Origin of the sequence: Spiroplasma sp. AdecLV25b, from assembly GCF_030913225.1 — a bacterium.
In the GTDB taxonomy this organism is placed as follows: Bacteria; Bacillota_I; Bacilli_A; order Mycoplasmatales; family VBWQ01; genus Spiroplasma_E.
Map to the genome: position 1 here is coordinate 13,649 of NZ_JAQYTS010000033.1, position 16,638 is coordinate 30,286.

At 26.8% G+C, this 16,638-nt stretch carries 20 protein-coding genes; 3 read left to right on the plus strand and 17 right to left on the minus strand.

Annotation, left to right across the window (positions count from 1 at the left end):
* Positions 1 to 99 precede the first annotated feature (99 nt).
* The 3 genes from RDJ14_RS03270 to rpiB form a co-directional block, all read right to left on the minus strand.
* Positions 100 to 441: a hypothetical protein gene (locus RDJ14_RS03270; RefSeq protein ID WP_308149946.1), complete on the minus strand. Its 342-nt coding sequence runs from the start codon at positions 439 to 441 to the stop codon at positions 100 to 102.
* Between the two features lie 86 nt (positions 442 to 527).
* Positions 528 to 1,826: a serine hydroxymethyltransferase gene (gene glyA, locus RDJ14_RS03275; RefSeq protein ID WP_308149947.1), complete on the minus strand. Its 1,299-nt coding sequence runs from the start codon at positions 1,824 to 1,826 to the stop codon at positions 528 to 530.
* Positions 1,827 to 1,845: 19 nt separating this feature from the next.
* On the minus strand, positions 1,846 to 2,274 hold the full coding sequence (gene rpiB, locus RDJ14_RS03280; RefSeq protein ID WP_374047464.1) for a ribose 5-phosphate isomerase B: 429 nt from the start codon (positions 2,272 to 2,274) through the stop codon (positions 1,846 to 1,848).
* Between the two features lie 194 nt (positions 2,275 to 2,468).
* Between rpiB and RDJ14_RS03285 the strand changes: the two genes are divergently transcribed.
* Positions 2,469 to 2,900, plus strand: coding sequence for a DNA-binding protein (locus RDJ14_RS03285; RefSeq protein WP_308149949.1), 432 nt, complete (start codon positions 2,469 to 2,471; stop codon positions 2,898 to 2,900).
* Between the two features lie 68 nt (positions 2,901 to 2,968).
* Here RDJ14_RS03285 and RDJ14_RS03290 read toward each other — a convergent pair whose 3' ends face one another.
* The 13 genes from RDJ14_RS03290 to RDJ14_RS03350 form a co-directional block, all read right to left on the minus strand.
* Entirely contained in the window at positions 2,969 to 3,247 is a 279-nt protein-coding gene (locus RDJ14_RS03290) for a hypothetical protein (protein ID WP_308149950.1), read from the minus strand.
* A complete protein-coding gene (locus tag RDJ14_RS03295) occupies positions 3,234 to 4,007 on the minus strand; it encodes a hypothetical protein (RefSeq protein WP_308149951.1) in 774 nt (257 codons plus the stop codon). Before RDJ14_RS03295 ends, RDJ14_RS03290 begins: the two co-directional genes overlap by 14 nt.
* 158 nt (positions 4,008 to 4,165) lie before the next feature.
* Positions 4,166 to 5,035, minus strand: a complete 870-nt coding sequence (fba, locus tag RDJ14_RS03300) for a class II fructose-1,6-bisphosphate aldolase (protein WP_308149952.1) — start codon at positions 5,033 to 5,035, stop codon at positions 4,166 to 4,168.
* An 81-nt stretch (positions 5,036 to 5,116) separates the two neighbouring features.
* Positions 5,117 to 6,721, minus strand: coding sequence for a CTP synthase (locus RDJ14_RS03305; protein ID WP_308149953.1), 1,605 nt, complete (start codon positions 6,719 to 6,721; stop codon positions 5,117 to 5,119).
* A 44-nt stretch (positions 6,722 to 6,765) separates the two neighbouring features.
* The gene (locus tag RDJ14_RS03310; RefSeq protein ID WP_308149954.1) at positions 6,766 to 7,179 is read right to left on the minus strand and encodes a hypothetical protein; all 414 of its coding nucleotides are present in this window, start codon (positions 7,177 to 7,179) and stop codon (positions 6,766 to 6,768) included.
* A gap of 52 nt (positions 7,180 to 7,231) precedes the next feature.
* The gene (gene argS, locus RDJ14_RS03315) at positions 7,232 to 8,875 is read right to left on the minus strand and encodes an arginine--tRNA ligase (RefSeq protein WP_308149955.1); all 1,644 of its coding nucleotides are present in this window, start codon (positions 8,873 to 8,875) and stop codon (positions 7,232 to 7,234) included.
* A gap of 92 nt (positions 8,876 to 8,967) precedes the next feature.
* Positions 8,968 to 10,065: a hypothetical protein gene (locus tag RDJ14_RS03320; RefSeq protein ID WP_308149956.1), complete on the minus strand. Its 1,098-nt coding sequence runs from the start codon at positions 10,063 to 10,065 to the stop codon at positions 8,968 to 8,970.
* 162 nt (positions 10,066 to 10,227) lie between these two features.
* Positions 10,228 to 11,433 carry an HD domain-containing protein gene (locus RDJ14_RS03325; protein ID WP_308149957.1) on the minus strand — a complete coding sequence of 402 codons (1,206 nt, stop codon included), beginning with the start codon at positions 11,431 to 11,433 and terminating at the stop codon, positions 10,228 to 10,230.
* A 295-nt stretch (positions 11,434 to 11,728) separates the two neighbouring features.
* Positions 11,729 to 12,040, minus strand: a complete 312-nt coding sequence (locus tag RDJ14_RS03330) for an AAA family ATPase (RefSeq protein WP_308149958.1) — start codon at positions 12,038 to 12,040, stop codon at positions 11,729 to 11,731.
* Positions 11,976 to 12,473: an ATP-binding cassette domain-containing protein gene (locus tag RDJ14_RS03335; protein WP_308149959.1), complete on the minus strand. Its 498-nt coding sequence runs from the start codon at positions 12,471 to 12,473 to the stop codon at positions 11,976 to 11,978. The genes RDJ14_RS03330 and RDJ14_RS03335 overlap by 65 nt, the downstream gene beginning before the upstream one ends.
* 18 nt (positions 12,474 to 12,491) lie before the next feature.
* Positions 12,492 to 12,773 carry a hypothetical protein gene (locus tag RDJ14_RS03340; protein ID WP_308149960.1) on the minus strand — a complete coding sequence of 94 codons (282 nt, stop codon included), beginning with the start codon at positions 12,771 to 12,773 and terminating at the stop codon, positions 12,492 to 12,494.
* Between the two features lie 13 nt (positions 12,774 to 12,786).
* Positions 12,787 to 13,965, minus strand: a complete 1,179-nt coding sequence (locus RDJ14_RS03345) for a hypothetical protein (RefSeq protein WP_308149961.1) — start codon at positions 13,963 to 13,965, stop codon at positions 12,787 to 12,789.
* A 17-nt stretch (positions 13,966 to 13,982) separates the two neighbouring features.
* Positions 13,983 to 14,411 (minus strand): hypothetical protein, encoded by a 429-nt coding sequence (locus RDJ14_RS03350; protein ID WP_308149962.1) that lies wholly within the window; start codon positions 14,409 to 14,411, stop codon positions 13,983 to 13,985.
* A gap of 391 nt (positions 14,412 to 14,802) precedes the next feature.
* Here RDJ14_RS03350 and RDJ14_RS03355 point away from each other — a divergent pair, with 391 nt between their 5' ends.
* Together RDJ14_RS03355 and RDJ14_RS03360 are read left to right on the plus strand one after the other, a co-directional pair.
* Positions 14,803 to 14,988 (plus strand): ankyrin repeat domain-containing protein, encoded by a 186-nt coding sequence (locus RDJ14_RS03355; protein ID WP_308149963.1) that lies wholly within the window; start codon positions 14,803 to 14,805, stop codon positions 14,986 to 14,988.
* A 5-nt stretch (positions 14,989 to 14,993) separates the two neighbouring features.
* Entirely contained in the window at positions 14,994 to 15,734 is a 741-nt protein-coding gene (locus RDJ14_RS03360; protein WP_308149964.1) for an ankyrin repeat domain-containing protein, read from the plus strand.
* Positions 15,735 to 16,123: 389 nt separating this feature from the next.
* Here RDJ14_RS03360 and RDJ14_RS03365 read toward each other — a convergent pair whose 3' ends face one another.
* A complete protein-coding gene (locus RDJ14_RS03365; RefSeq protein WP_308149965.1) occupies positions 16,124 to 16,522 on the minus strand; it encodes a hypothetical protein in 399 nt (132 codons plus the stop codon).
* Between the last annotated feature and the right edge of the window lie 116 nt (positions 16,523 to 16,638).

The window sequence follows — 16,638 nt, forward strand, 5'->3', positions numbered from 1 at the left end:
ATTCATAATCACCTTGATTTGTTAAAATAAAATCATCTACTGGTTCAACATCAAAGTATTGAGGTGGATGTTCATCTTCATAATTATCATGTACTGTTTTTATTGCAAGTATACTATTTTATTTAAATGACCAGATTTTGCAAGTAAATTTCTTATTTTTTCAATTCTAATGCGTTCCAAATTTAAATCTTTTTCAATATTCTTATTTTTATCAAATAATTCATTTAAAAATAATGAGAACTCTTCGGAAATCTTTTTTATTTTTACTCAATTTTTAATGTTTTGTTCAAATTTCTCTTTAACGGATTTATATCAATTATCTTTTTTTGTTTCAGTTTGGTTCATTCATGAATCTCACTGGCTTTGTTCAAAAACTTCAGGTTTATTAATACTGCTATCAATTATTTTTTTAAACAAATTGTTAGTATCTTTTTTTGGCATGTTTAATTTCTCCTTTTAAAAATAAAAACCCATTTACTTCGTACTAAAGTAATGGGTAAAAACTTATGTTTAGTTTAGGTATTATTTTATTCTGGTAATTTCATACCTTCATAAATTGGGAATTTTTTTAATAAATTATCTACTTTTTTTCGTAAATCATGGAAACCATTATCCTCAATTCCTTTTGGTAATTTTCATGCCTTAATAATAATATTCGCCAATTCAATAAAATCTTTTTCTTTAAACCCTCTCGTTGTCATAGCAGGACTACCAAAACGAACACCACTCGTAGTGATTGGTGGTAATTTATCAAACGGCACACTATTTTTATTAGCAACAATATTGATTTTTTCTAAAATATTAACAGCAACTGCACCATTTAAGCCATTAATAGTAGTAACATTAATAGTTAATAAATGATTATCTGTACCACCAGCAACAACATGGAAACCAGCTTCATTAAATGTTTTTGCTAAAGCTTGGGCATTCTTTATTACTTGTTGTTGATAAATCTTAAATTCATGTTGTAATGCTTCATAGAATGCTTGTGCTTTAGCAGCAATAATATGTTCTAATGGTCCACCTTGATTACCAGGAAAGACAGCACTATCAACTTTCTTTTTTAAAGCTTCTGTACAAAGAATAGCACCACCACGTGGTCCACGCAATGTTTTATGAGTTGTTGTTGTAGTAATATCAGCATAACAAATAGGATTTTGATGTAATCCTGCAGCAATTAAACCAGCAATGTGTGCCATATCAACCATTAAGTACGCACCAACTTCATCAGCAATTTTACGAAATTTAGATCAATCAATGGCGCGAGAATAAGCACTAGCGCCAGCGACAATAACTTGTGGTTTACATGCTTTAGCAATTTTTAAGATTTCATCATAATCTAGTAATTCATCTTTATTGACACCATAGCCAACACCATGATAAGTTTTACCTGAGAAATTAATTTTATAACCATGTGTTAAGTGTCCTCCAGCGTCAAGTTCCATCCCCAAAATAACATCTCCTGGCTTTAAAATAGCAGCATAAGCTTCGGCATTGGCTTGGCTACCAGCATGGGGTTGCACATTAGCATGAAAGTTACCTTTCTTACATGCTCCTGGTTTGTGTTGACAATCAAATAATTTTTTAAAACGTTCAATAGCTAAGGTTTCAACTTTATCAACAAATTCACAACCATTATAATAACGAGCATTAGGATAGCCTTCGGCATATTTATTAGTTAAAACAGTTCCGGAAATATCTAAAACTGCTGGTGATACGTAGTTTTCTGAAGCAATTAACTCCACATGATGTTGTTGACGATTTAATTCTTGTTCAATAACTTTTTTGATTTCTGGGTCAAGACCCTTCTTAAAAGATTTATCCATTTACAATTACTTCCTTATCTTAATTTAATTTTTTAATTCGTGATTTATGTCTTGCTTGGTCACTAGTTTTAGTTGTTAAAAACACTTTTACTAATTCTACAGCTTTATGACTAGCAATAATTCGCGCACCCATCGCTAAGACATTAGCATCATTGTGTAATCGTGCCATTCTCACTGTTTCTTCTTCATAACATAGTGCACATCTAATGCCACGAATTCGATTAGTAGCAATACTAATACCAATACCTGTACCACAAATAACAATACCAAAATCAGCTTTTTTATTAGCAAGCGCTTGTCCCACGGCTTGTCCAAAATCAGGATAATCCACTGGTTCACAACTATTAGTACCAAGATCTAATACTTCATAACCCGCTGTTGTTAAATATTCAATAATTGGTAGTTTAAATTCATAAGCAGTATGGTCATTACCAAGAGCAACTACTAACGTTTTTGTTTTCAACGTTATCACTTCCTTAATTTTATAATAAAACTTAATTTTATTATACTAACAAATTACCAAAGATAATACATTTTTTATTTATTTAAATAATTATCATTTAAAGGATTATAAAAAAATAAATTTTCTATTCTTAACGTGTGTGTTACAATAAAGACAATTTCTACAGTGAGGTAATAAATATGAAAATTAAAAAAATGTTAGGTAATAAATATGCCTTAATTATTGAAAAAGATGAAATGATTATTGAGATATTAAGTCAATTTGCTAATAGTGAAAAGATTGGAATGGCTCAATTTCAAATGATTGGTTCTGTTACTGATATTACTTTAGGATATGTACCACCTAAAAATAGTGAGTATGTATGAAAAACATTTAAAAACCAATGAGAATTACTTTCAGGAACAGGTACTATTAGTTGAGATAAAGAAAATATGACACCTATTATCCATTGTCATAGTACCATTGGTGATGATGATTTTAAAGTAATTGGTGGTCATATGCGTGATACTAAAGTTGCTATCAAGGCTGAAATAATTGTTGATGTTTTAAGTGACAAGCAAATTTATCAAGTAATTGATAGCAAGTCAAACTTCCATGTTTGAGATATTTAAAAACATAAACTTATATCCATAGAATAGTTTCTATGGATATAAGTTTATTATTTAACCTGAATTGTAAATTATTTGTACTCAAAATAATATGTTTTATCATTTGATCCTATACCAATACCTGTTGTTTCTGAAAGAGGATAAAAATTTATTAATACTTGATCTAATTGTATAAAAGGTGTAGTTGTAATGTTAACAACATTAAAAAATAATGTTTTAAATGAATTAGTATTAACAATTGCAGTTGTTGGCGATAGTATTTTAATTGTTTGAAGATTTAAATCTTGCTTTAAATCAGTATTTACTGGCTGTCCACTAGTAATATCAAATAAATAACTAAGCTGTACCATTACTATATAATCCTGTTGTTTCACTCATAGTAGTAAACAACCTAATATCTTGTTTTAAATCAGTAAAATTATTACCAACAGTATCAAATAAATAACTACTTGTTGCATCATCAACAATTGCCTTAGTATCTGATAATCTTGTAACACTAGTAATTCGTTTATTTAAATCAGTAAAAGGATTTGTTACAGCATTAGTACCATCAAAGAAAAAAGAATTACTGGCAGAACCTGTTGTATCATCAATAAAAATACCTGTTGTTTCACTAATGCGATAAAAATTGGTAATTTTTTTACTTAAGGCAGTTCCTAAATTAATAGTAGGCGCATCAAAATAATATACATCATTACTTTGACCATTTTGAATAATAGCTTTAGTATCACTAAGGCGATAAACACCTCTTATTCCTCCAGCACCTACTTTTATTCCTAAATCTGTAAATACTGGCTGTCCACTAGTAACATCAAAAAATCAAGCATTTCTATTAGAACCTATCATAGTATCTAATAAAAATATTCCTGTTTTATCACTAAGACGATAAAAAGTATTTATAAAATGATTTAAATCTGTTAACTGACTACCTACTGGTTTAGAACTGTCAAAAAATCAAGCTTTCTGATTAGTACCAGAACTAAGAATAGCAGTTGTTGATGATAAGGAATATGCCTCATTAGTCTTAAAACCTAAATCAGTCAAATATGAAGGCTTAACATTATTATCAGGACCACAAGCTATAACACTAACCGACAATGGTGTTGTCAAACTAATTGCTGATAATATTTTAAAGTTTTTTTCATATCTTCTTACACCCCTTGTATTATCTTATTTTAAATTATATACACATTTTAAAAAAACACTTATTTTATACACAAAAAAGTTAACTTTGAATAAAAGCTAACTTTTTTACTAATTATTTATAATTATGCTTTCCCTAATGAACCAAATTCGGTTAGTAATTCTTTGGCTTTAGTTTTAATAGCTTCCATTCCTGGCTTAAAGATTTTTCTTGGGTCAAAACCTTTATCTTCTTTTAACTTACCAGAGGTAACATATTTTTCAATAGCGTCAGCAAAAACTTCTTGCAACTCAGTGTTAACATTAATTTTGCTAATTCCTAAACTAATAGCTTTTAACACTTGATCTTTGGGAATTCCTGAACCACCATGTAATACCATTGGTTTTTTCGAAGCAACAGATAGTTTTTCTAACACATCAAATTTTAAACCATCTCATTTAGCAGGATATTTACCATGAATATTTCCAATTCCAGCAGCCAAGAAATCAATACCTAAATCAGCAAGTGCCATACAGTCTTCTTCACTAGCGATTTCACCATTACCAATAACGCCATCTTCTTCGCCACCAATAGTTCCAGCTTCTGCTTCTACTGAAGCATGAGTTTTTTTAGCATATGCTACTACTTCTTTAGTTCCTTTTACGTTTTCATTAAATTCTAAATGTGAACCATCAAACATAACAGAACTAAATCCGGCATCCAAAGCTTTCTTACATGATTCTACTGATTGGCCGTGGTCTAAATGTAATGCAACAGGCACAGTAATTTTTAAATCATTTAATAAAGCAAATACCATATCGTGAACAGTTTTATATCCGCCCATGTATTTCATAGCACCTTCTGAAACACCAATAATTACTGGTGAATTAGTTTCTTGCGCTATTTCTAAGATTGATTTTGTTCATTCTAAGTTATTAATATTGAAATGGGCAACAGCATATCTACCTGTCTTGGCTTTGTTAATCATGCTTGCTGCACTAACGAATTTTATCATTTTCTTCCTCCTTGAATTATTGTGAATATGTATTTCATAAAAATTATAACAATTTTATGTGTAAAATCTTTATTTAATATTTTATTTATTAATAATATTTTTAATTAATCCCAAAAATAAAGGATTTGGTTTGTTAATTCGTGAAGTAAATTCAGGATGGTATTGACTAGCAATAAAATAAGGATGAACTTTGGTTGGTAGTTCAATTACTTCTACTAAATTTTCTTTTGCATATGTTCCACTAAAAATTAAACCTTTTTCTGCAAACAATGTTTTATATTCATTATTGAATTCATAGCGATGACGATGACGTTCAATAACTACTGTTTGTTTATAAAGTGTTTTTGCTAATGAACCATCAACTAATGTGGTTGGATAATTTCCTAAGCGTAATGTTCCACCAATTTGGTCAGTTTTAGTTTTACCACGTAGTAAGTCAAAAATCGGATTTGTCGTTTGTTCATTAAATTCAGTAGAATGAGCGTCTTTTAAATTACATACATTTCGTGCATATTCAATACATGCTAATTGCATTCCTAAACATAACCCTAAAAATGGAATTTTATTAATTCGTGCGTAATTAATGGCAAGAATTTTACCTTCAACACCACGAATTCCAAAACCACCAGGCACTACTAATGCTTGGAAGGTACTTAAAATTGCTTTTAAGTTTTTACTATCTAATGTTTCAGCATTAATAATTTTATAACTAACTTTGGTGCTAAGATTATAACCAGCAATTTTTAACGATTCAATTACTGATAAATAAGCATCACTTAACTCAGCATACTTGGCAATAATTCCAACAGTAACTTCATGATTCATAGTTTCTAATTTTTTAATTACCAATTGTCATTCTCTCATATCAGGTTTAGTATTATTTAAATTTAATAATTCAGAAATTACAACGTCGGCTTTTTGTTGTGCTAATGATAATGGCACTTTATAAATATTATCACAATCAGGAATCGCCAAAACATTAGCACGTTTAATATTACAGAATAATGATAACTTATCAAATATATGGTCAGGGGGCATAAATTCACTACGACAAACTAAAATGTCAGGTTGAATTCCTAATGATAATAATTCCTTAACTGAATGTTGACTTGGTTTAGTTTTAAATTCACCAATCGCATGTAAATAAGGAATTAAAGTAGTATGAATAACAATAACATTATCATGACCTTTTTCATTTCGGACTTGTCTAATCGCTTCAACGAAAGCTAATGCTTCAATATCACCAACGGTTCCACCAATTTCAGTGATAATAACATCGGCTTTACTATTTCTAGCAGATTTAAAAATATGATTTTTAATTTCATCAGTAATATGAGGTACCACTTGCACAGTTTTCCCTTCATAAAATCCATCACGTTCTTTTTGTAAAACTCGCTGATAAACCTTACCAGTAGTAATGTTAGAATCTTTAGTCAGATTTTCATCAATAAAACGTTCATAATGACCTAAGTCAAGATCAGTTTCAGCACCATCACCAGTCACATACACTTCACCATGTTGATAAGGACTCATAGTACCTGGATCAACATTGATATATGGATCAAATTTCTGCATGAAAATTTTAATATTTTTTTGTTTTAAAATTCTTGCTATTGAAGCAGCAGTAATACCCTTTCCTAGTGATGAAACAACACCACCAGTAATAAATATATATTTTGAATTCATAGTTATTTTTCTCCTAAATGTTAATATGAGTAATATAATTCATATTACTCATCATAGTTGTCTTCGACTATTTTTATACCAATGGCATCATCTTCATCTTCTGATTCATCAAATTCGTCATCATCTAATAATGTTTTAGTTAGGTCTGTCGTTAATGTTAAATCAACAGTCATATCACTGCTATCTTCTTTACTTGTTGGCAGTTCAATTCTTATCATTTGTTCTTTGATTTCTTCTAATGAAACTTCACTACGAGGGTATCAAATTTTATCATTTTTTAAGAAAAAATTAGTATCTAAAATCATGGCAGTGTATAAATCACCACCAACTTTTTCTTCATCCTCTTTAGCAATATTACATTGCTTTTTAACGTGTTTTAAAATTTCTTTAAAATCAGCTTTTTTGTTTTTGCATAAAAATCTATATGCTTCTTCAACTAATGTTGGTTTTTTTTGCATGTTCTAATCACCTTCTACATTGTATATCATAAATTATAAAAAATACATTTTTTTACATTTTTTCTGGTGCCTTTACGCCAATTAAATTTAGAGCGTTAGCCATAATTTGTTTTATTGCTAAAACTAAGGTTAATCTTTGTGTTGTTATTAAAGGTTCATCTGGCACAATAACTTTGTATTCATTATAGTACGAATGAAATAATTTTGCTAATTTTTGAATATAATTAGTTAATAAATGGGGTTGATGCTGGTTTTCAATTCTTTGTAAAACTAATAAATACTCATCTAGAGTGATTAATAATTCTTTTTCTTTATGATTAGTTAATAAATTAATTTCATTAACGACCTTAAAGTTAGGTTGATTTTTAATAATTTGATTAATACGAGCATGAACATATTGGGCATAGAAGACTGGATTATCAGTTGTTTGTTTTTTAGCAACTTCTAGTTCAATGTCTAATGATGATTCAATACTTCGCGAAACCATGAAATATCGTAAAGCATCAGTTCCAATAATGTCTAACATATTACGTAAAGTAATCGATGTGCCAGCCCGCTTTGACATTTTTTGTTCTTTACCATTGTCAATAACTTTTACCATTTGCATACATAAAATATCTAAGTTGTTAGCATTATGACCCATCATTGTTAAACCTGCTTTAATACGAGGAATATAACCATAGTGGTCAGCACCTCAGACATTAATTAGTAAATCACTACGTTGATACTTAACATGGTGATATACTAAGTCGGGTAACATGTAAGTATAACTACCATCTTTTTTAACAATAACACGATCTTTATCATCACCAAAAGGTGTGGTTTTTAAGAATAGACCACCATCTAATAAATAGGTATGTCCTTGTTCTTCTAGTTTCTTAATTAAATTAGGAATAATATTATTTTGGTATAAAGTTAATTCAGAAAACCATTTATCAATTTTAATATTGAATTTTTTTAAATCCTTTTTAATTTCGTTTAACATATACTTAATACCAAACTTTTGAAACATTAGACTTGTAGATTCTGCAAAAGGTTCTTTATAATATTTGGTAGCGTGTTCTTTTTTAAAAGCGATAGCTGCATCGTGAATTTCAGTACCACGATAACTTTCTTCAGGTAACTCTAATCTAGCACCACAAAGATTTTGATAGTTAACATAAATTGAATTAGCTAATACACTGATTTGTTTACCTGCATCATTAATATAATATTCACGAATAACATCATAGCCACGTAATGCTAAAATATTAGATAAACTATCACCAATGGCACCATTTCTGGCATGACCTAAGTGTAATAAACCTGTGGGATTAGCACTAATGAATTCAACATTGAAAATAATATTTCTTTTTTCAATACGACCATAATCAAATTTTTCTTTAATAATTTTCATTAATAAAACACTAAAGACTTCAGGATTAATATCAATATTAATAAAACCAGGGGCAACAAAATTAATTTTTTTAATTAACGGATATTTTTGATGAATATGTTTAACCAAAGTTTGAGCAATATCTAATGGTCTTTGCTTATACTTCTTAGCCAACACCATGGCAATGGGAATAGCATAGTCACTTAATGCGCTATTTTTATTAATTTCAACGACAATTAGATTTTCATCTATTTCATATTTAGTATTAACTAGTGCATCTTTAACAATATTTGTTAACTCATTAATAACATAACTATTCATAAAACATTTAAACTCCTTTCTCAATACACAATCTCTTTATTATACTTACATTTTCAGTTTATATCACATTAAATAATAAAAATAAAGTTTTTTTACAAAAGTTGTTCAATAGCATTGTTAACATATTGCATAAATCCAATTCTAATTAAAAATTCCAAGATGGCAACATCATCATAACTTAAACTAATTAATTCTTGATAGTTACCAAATATTTGATTATCTAAAACATTCCGTAGTTTTTCATTTACTTTATGTGGATCATCAGATTTACTAATTCCTGATACTTTTGCTAATTCAACATTAATATTCTTTTGTGTTATTTGTTCTTGATGCTGTTCTTCAATATCATATAATTCAATTAGCTTTAAATATAACTCTTGTAGTAAACTTAGACCTTGCACAAAATTAGTTAATAACTCTTGTTCATTAATAATATCTGATGTTAAATTGCTAAAATAACTATGATTATCATCAGCTTCATAACGTGCTGCTTGACCACCGGGATTAATTTGTTCAAAGTAACGTAAACGTTCACGAAGATTTAGCAAAATATTACTCATATTCTCATCTTCAACTCTTGTCGTACTAATAAGTTTAATTAAGCGTACTAAGTTGTGAAAATTAAATTTTTTCTTTTTGGCCGAAGCTTCAACTTGGATATATTTGCGTAAACAATGTTTTAATTTTAATTCTAGTGATTGATAAACAGAAAATAAAATAATATGAAAGTTATGGTAGCCAATACCTTTTTTAATATTTAAAATCGCATTAACAGCGTACATATTAGCACGATCATTATCGTTGCCAAGTACACTAGTTAAATTAAGTGTACGTGGTAAATATTTAATAACAATTGTTAATACCTCTTCAAATTTGATTTGTAATTCTTTACTATCTAAATAAGGAATATTGCTTTTAACTGATTTTAAATCATTATATTCCGCGCCAATAAAAAGAAAAGCAAAAATAGCAAAATAAGTAACTATTTTTTCGTCATTATTTTCTCATGTTAGATTTAAAGTTTTAATTGCACCATCTAGTTTTTCCTTATTAATTAGCACACCTAAAACAATAACTAGTTCTTGAGTTTCCAAATCATATTCTTGAGCTTTAAGATAAAAATCACTAGGTGTTAAATCTAAAACTTGAGGTTTTAATAAAACTTTTTGAACTGTGGTTCTAATTTCCATGATAACCTCTTTACAGTAGTATTTATTATCAACTTTTAATTTGGTAATTTTAATATAATTATTCATATACAGTATAGAAATTTTTGTTTTAAAACAAAAAAGTGCGTGTATAATTTAATAGATACTTATAAGATAGAAGATTTAAGTATTGACAATTAGTAGTTAGTAATAACTACTATTTTTTTTTAAAAAATACGTAGTAGTTTGAATTTTAGTGGGACTTTGTAAAATTTGTGAAAGTTTTTCTAAAGGTACGTAGTTACCATTAGTAGTTTTAATTAAAATAGGGTCTTTAGTAAAATCATAAAGTACATTATTTAATCTTCGTTTAAAACCTTTATCGGTGGTAGTAACATTAATTTTTAATGAATCTACTTGTTCTTGCCATTCGTGACAAAAGAGAATAGTTTTAGCAATATCTAGCAAGACACTATCTTGTTCTAATAAAATAATATCTTGTAATAATTTGATAATGGTAGCATCGGTTCAACTTAAATAAGTAGTGATATTAATCTTATTACCTATAAAAATTGGCATAAATTCATCAACATTAATTGCAAAATTATAATTTTTATCATTATGCAATGTTGTTAAACGACTAAATAATTGTTGTAAATAACTATCAAAGACAATTCCACTTTTATGATAGTAGACTTGTGAATACATATGAAATCTAGTTATTAAATAGTTTTCAATAGCAGAAATAGCTTTTTGAGAAAAAGTTAATCCAACTTTAACATCAATAATCATACTAGTTATAATTCATTCTAAATCAATACTTCCAAAATCAACACCTGTGAAATAACCATCACGCATTAGATAATCAATACGGTCACAATCTAATTGTGAAGATACTAATTGAATTTGATATTTAGGATGGTTAAGATAGTTCTTTTTAATAATGCCAATAATAGTGTCAACATCAATTTTAAATTGTTTTAAAATGCTATTAATTTCAGTATTGCTATCTTTAATAATATCACAACTATATTGCTCATGAGTAAATTGATGCTTACTAACGTTATTAAGATTTAATATTTTTTCAAAACTATGAGAAAAAGGACCATGACCTAAATCATGTAATAAACCAGCAATTTTAATACTTATTTTTTCTTCATTACTAATCTGTTCAGAACCAGTGACTTCATTAAGAACTCGATTTAAGATATGATAAACACCAAGGCTATGTCCAAATCTCGTATGAGTAGCGCTAGGAAAAGCAATTTGAGCTCCTCCAAGTTGACTAATTCATCTTAGTCTTTGAAATTCTTTACACCCGACAAGCGCCTTAATGACTGGTTCACTAATGTTAATATTTTTATGAACAGCGTCACGAATGAAAGTTTGTTTAAAATGAATATTTGGCATATGATTATCCTTTCATAATAAAAGTTTTTAGTTATTAATTTTTCTTTAATAGTAACATAATATTTGCTTTATCTTATGGTTTTATTGAAATTTTTAGGGAAATTGAATAAATAAAGGCAGAATTATTCTACCTTTAATGCGACAAAAAATTATTTTTAATTTTACCTTAAAACTTCCATTGGTGAAAACATAAATTTAGAGTGAATTTTTTCATAAATATGAAACTAAAAGTATTTTTTACTATTTTCTTATGATTTAACAAAACTAATATCAATTACCTTATGATAAATTACATTTAAAAACTAATAATATCTTTAATTTTATTTAAGTCTTGCATTTTTCTTTCAACAAATTGATCATAAATTGCTTTAATTGTTTGTTTATTTTTATCAAATTTTTGATCATAAACAATTTTTTTATTATTAATAATTACTAAATGATTAATAATTTGTTGTAATTCTTCGATAATATGAGATGTAATTAAAATTGTGACACCTTTACTATTTAATAATTTAATGATTTCAATAAATTCTTCTTTAGTTTTAACATCTAAATTTGCAGTAGGTTCATCTAAAATTAATAAATCAAGACTTAAACTTAAAAGCATCGCACAAAAAAACTTTTTTCTTTTGTCCAGCTGATAAATTACTAATTTTTTTATTAACCAAATCTTTTTCAAAACCTAATTCGTTAAGTGCCATAACTAGTTTAGCTAATGCTTTTTTCTTATCTTCTTTTTTTAAAATTGCTAAATAACTAACATACTCTTTAATAGTTAAATCAATTGTCACACCCATTAAATCAGGCATAAAAATTATTTTTAAACAATCTTTGTGATTTTTTTCAATTTCAATTTTATTTAAAAAAATCTGACCAGAAACTGTTTTAACATTTACTAAAATACAATTAATTAAAGTCGTTTTTCCTGCACCATTGTCGCCTACTAAACCAAGAATTTCACCTTTTTTAAGGGTAAAATTGATATTGTCTAATGCTAAGAATTTCTGATATTTTTTAGTTAAATTTTTAACTTGAAGCATATTTTTTTATTTTCTCCTTTAAGGAATAATTTTTCTTTTAAAAATAATAAATGCAATGTAATTCATAATGATAATTATACTTAAATAAAGGATTACTAAAAACTCATAAGAATACATTCTTTCAATTTTTGAACTTAATATAACATATCCTTGAGAATTATTAATAAAATTAAAATTAACTGCTCTTTGAATAATTGTAGATGTCATGTACATTGCAGCACGATTTAAATCATTTTCAAAATTATAATCATTGCCAGCTAAAATATAACCTGGTTGCTCTCAAAAAAATAAATTTGCCATTAAAGTAATTTGCTTAGTAAAGTCATGATAATATGTTTGAAATTTTTTTTACTTGTTCTTGATTAATGGCACTACCATAATGTTGCGTTAAACTAATAAAATGTTCTGTAATAAAAGCATCTATACTTTTAGTATATTTGCCAGTAGTTCTATTATAAAACATTCCACCAAAATCTTGTTTACTAATAAAACCTATGCTATTTTGTCCACCTTGTAAAAGATTTAAGTTAAACATGTTATTAATTTCAAAATTAGAAAACATTTTTGCTAAGCACGTAAAAAAACTTTTAAAACGAAAATTATTAGTTTTATTAGCTAAATCTCAATAAACATCAGTAATAGTACGATTTTTTTTATCATAGTTAATTTGATTTGGTTCACCTCGATAAATAGTTCCTCCACCTTGAGAAATAGTTTGTTTAAAAAAGATATTATATTTTTCAAAATTATGCAATTGATTTTCAGGAAAAATATTCTCAATTTCTTGATTTAAAATATTGTTATTAAAACAATCAGAATAGTCATCTAAAATATTAGATGTTTGAAATTTTTGATAAATTAACATATCTTGCTCAATTGCAATAAATGACTGAAAAGAAACATTAGCATTAGGTGCTAGAAAAAATTGTGAATTTATTGTCATTCCAATAAAAGGCAATAATATGATAAAAGGTAATGAAAATTTAAATCCAGTATTTTTAATAAAAGTTGTTAAAAATAAAATAGCAATTGTTCCTAAAACAAAAATATATAAGAAAGCAACATACCCAACCGTTGCTGTTAAAAAAATATTAAGTTTCATTTTTTCGTGGACAAAAATTTCTATATAGATAAAATAACAAATTAAACAAAAAGTAATATAAATATAAGCATAAGTAAGTAGAACTAAAAATCGATAAAAATAAATTTTAGTTTTACTTATTTGATACTGAATTTCAACTTTAATTAAAAAATCTAAATCTTTATCAAAGATAATAGTTTTTAATACTAACAAAATAATTAATAATACTACCATAAAAACGCAAAACATCATGGTTCACATTACATTATTTATCATTTGAATAGTAAAACCGTTTGCTAAACTTACCATCAAAGGAAAACCGACAAATACCCCGCTTGCCAATGTAAAAATAGTAAATAACAAAATAAAAAGTTTACTTTTAAAAGATTTTTTAAATAAAGTAGTTAACATTAAAATAGTTCCTTTTCTTAACTATCGTGAGAAATTCCGAATTTAAAATAAATTGAATGTTCAGAATTTCCATAACCATAATTATAGTATGTAAATAAGGTTTCAGATTTATCAGGTTTAATATAAGTTCAAGTTCAAGTATATCCAGGAACTGCGTGACCTCAATCTCAACTATATACTTCTTTGCCCTTTAAGTAAAAGAAACTGTAATAATTTGAATCTACTTCTCCCTTATCAATATACTTTTGAACATCAATTAAAACAGTATCATCAAAATCAACTTCAACTCAACCTGAATGATAACTGTAATTACTTTTAACTTCATATTCATCAGTTACTTGTAAATTATTATTGCCAATTACAGAAGAATTACTTAATAAATTAGCAATTGGTGTTACAAAAGTACTTAACCCTAAAAGATTCATCAATACTAAAAATGTTTTCATAATTTATATCCCCATTCTTTTTTAAACTCATTTAATACTTATAATTTAAATGTAACTTATAATAGGTGGATTGTCAATATAATTTAATGATAATGAATGCAAAACAAAACCCCTAGTTAAAAGATTTTGACTACTGGTTATTGCTTTTATACCAATAATTAGATTGCAAAATGTTATCAACAGCTGCAATATATCGGTAGCAACTTCATTTTGAAATTGATTTAAACTTTCTGCGAGAGGGTTATCTTTAACTCTTTTTTAGAACACTATTGCATATATTGCATAAAGTTAATAGATGTATGTATGATTAAAATGAGAAATTAAAGATAGTTTTCAACCTATTGCTTTAATTTTAAAGTAAATAGGTTTTTATTTTGGAAGGAGAAAATTTATGTTTATTATTGAATGAGTGAACAAGAAGTGAAAAGATTGAAAAAGAAATAAAGAATTATATTTTGCTGCTGAAAATGGTAATTTTGAGGAAGTGAAAAAATTAATAACTGAAGGTGGTAATGTTAATTATGAAAATAGTAACGGTGAGACACCATTAAGTATAGCTGCTAAAATGGGCATTTAAATGTAGTGGAAGAATTAATAGATGCTGGTGCTAATGTCAACAGTTGAAATAATTTTATGTATTCTAATAGTCCCTTAACATGAGCACTAGAAAAAAATCATTTAGAAATGGCCATAAAATTAATAGTTGCTGGTGCTCATTTTAATCAAAAAAATAATACCGGAAATAATGCTTTAAATATAGCTACTAAAAAATACAATAAAGAAGTGGTTGACAACTTAAAAAAACTTTCTTTGGAACAAAAAAATAAAGTAACTAAGGATTATAAAAATTACAAAGAAACAAGAGAAAAAATTAATAAAACGGATTTTACAAGTTTAAAAGAATTTTTGAGTATCTCTCCACAAGTTTTACTTGAAATGGGAGGAATGCATTCTAAATATTATAATAACCCAACATTTCAAAAACAATATCAAGAGAAATGATTAAAAAATACGACAGAAAATAATATTTGTGAGACAGAAGTAACAACTCCATCAACCTTGTCTTCAAAAGAAACTTCATCACAGTTATCAAAGGCTACTCTAATCTATAATAATCAATCTGTTTCTACTTCTGCCAATGTATCAGAAAAAATAAACTCCGTAAGTAATGATGAAACTAATTTAATTCAGGTATCTACTTCGCTACAAATGTCAACTGCAAATAACTCTTTTGAAAAACAATTGTTAGAAAGTTTACCAGAAGTACCAACAAATAACTTAGAAAACACAAAGAGTAGAAAACCTATACAGTTATCTACATAACCTAGATTTTCAAAATTTACTATATCGAGAACGCCCAATGAACTTACCCTCAAAACCCAGACAGAGTTCTTTGCTCCAAACTGGGGTAAGTTCAAAGTTGCATATAAATTAAAAAAAATAATAAAAATAATCCATATATTCTCTTTATCAAATTGTAATTGGTTTGTTCAAAAAAATATGGCTCAATTAAATTTTACAACTCAGACAATTAAAAAATCAAAACAAAAGTGATGATTTAAAAATTAATTATAAAAATACATCATTTATAAATATTTTAAATCGTGCTCCTTCTACAGCATTTTTTGATTCTTCAGTTAAATAAACAGTTAAATAAATATTACCATTATCACTATATTAAATAAAAGAATGAGACAGCATATTAATATAAACTAAAGAAGTATACCATGAGCCATAATAGTACATAAAACTCATTTTTCAAATTTGTTTTCGTGAATCATTTTATTAATTGATGAAACAATACTTTGTGTACTAATTCGTAAGTCAGGACCTGTAATCTCATTTGGGTATTTAAAATTACGTGTAGGATCATTTATATAATTAGGAGTTTCAATTTTAATAAATGAAGTATCACTAAACTTCAATAATTTATATTTATTGATAAATGATTGTCAATCATTTGCATATTTTTTTCAAGATTCTATTTTGATGTTATTTACAATATTTCCTTCATATTCAGAACTAGTGCCATTAAATGATTCTTCATATTTATATAAAACGTGTGAACTATGAGAATTGTCACCAAAAAAATTACAGGCATTAACTGGCAAACTGTAAGAAAACTACAGATAAATACATTGATTATGTTTAGCATTTTTTTTCATTTTATAAATTTAACTCCTAATTTAATTATTATTTAGATAATGATTAAATAATAATATAATAA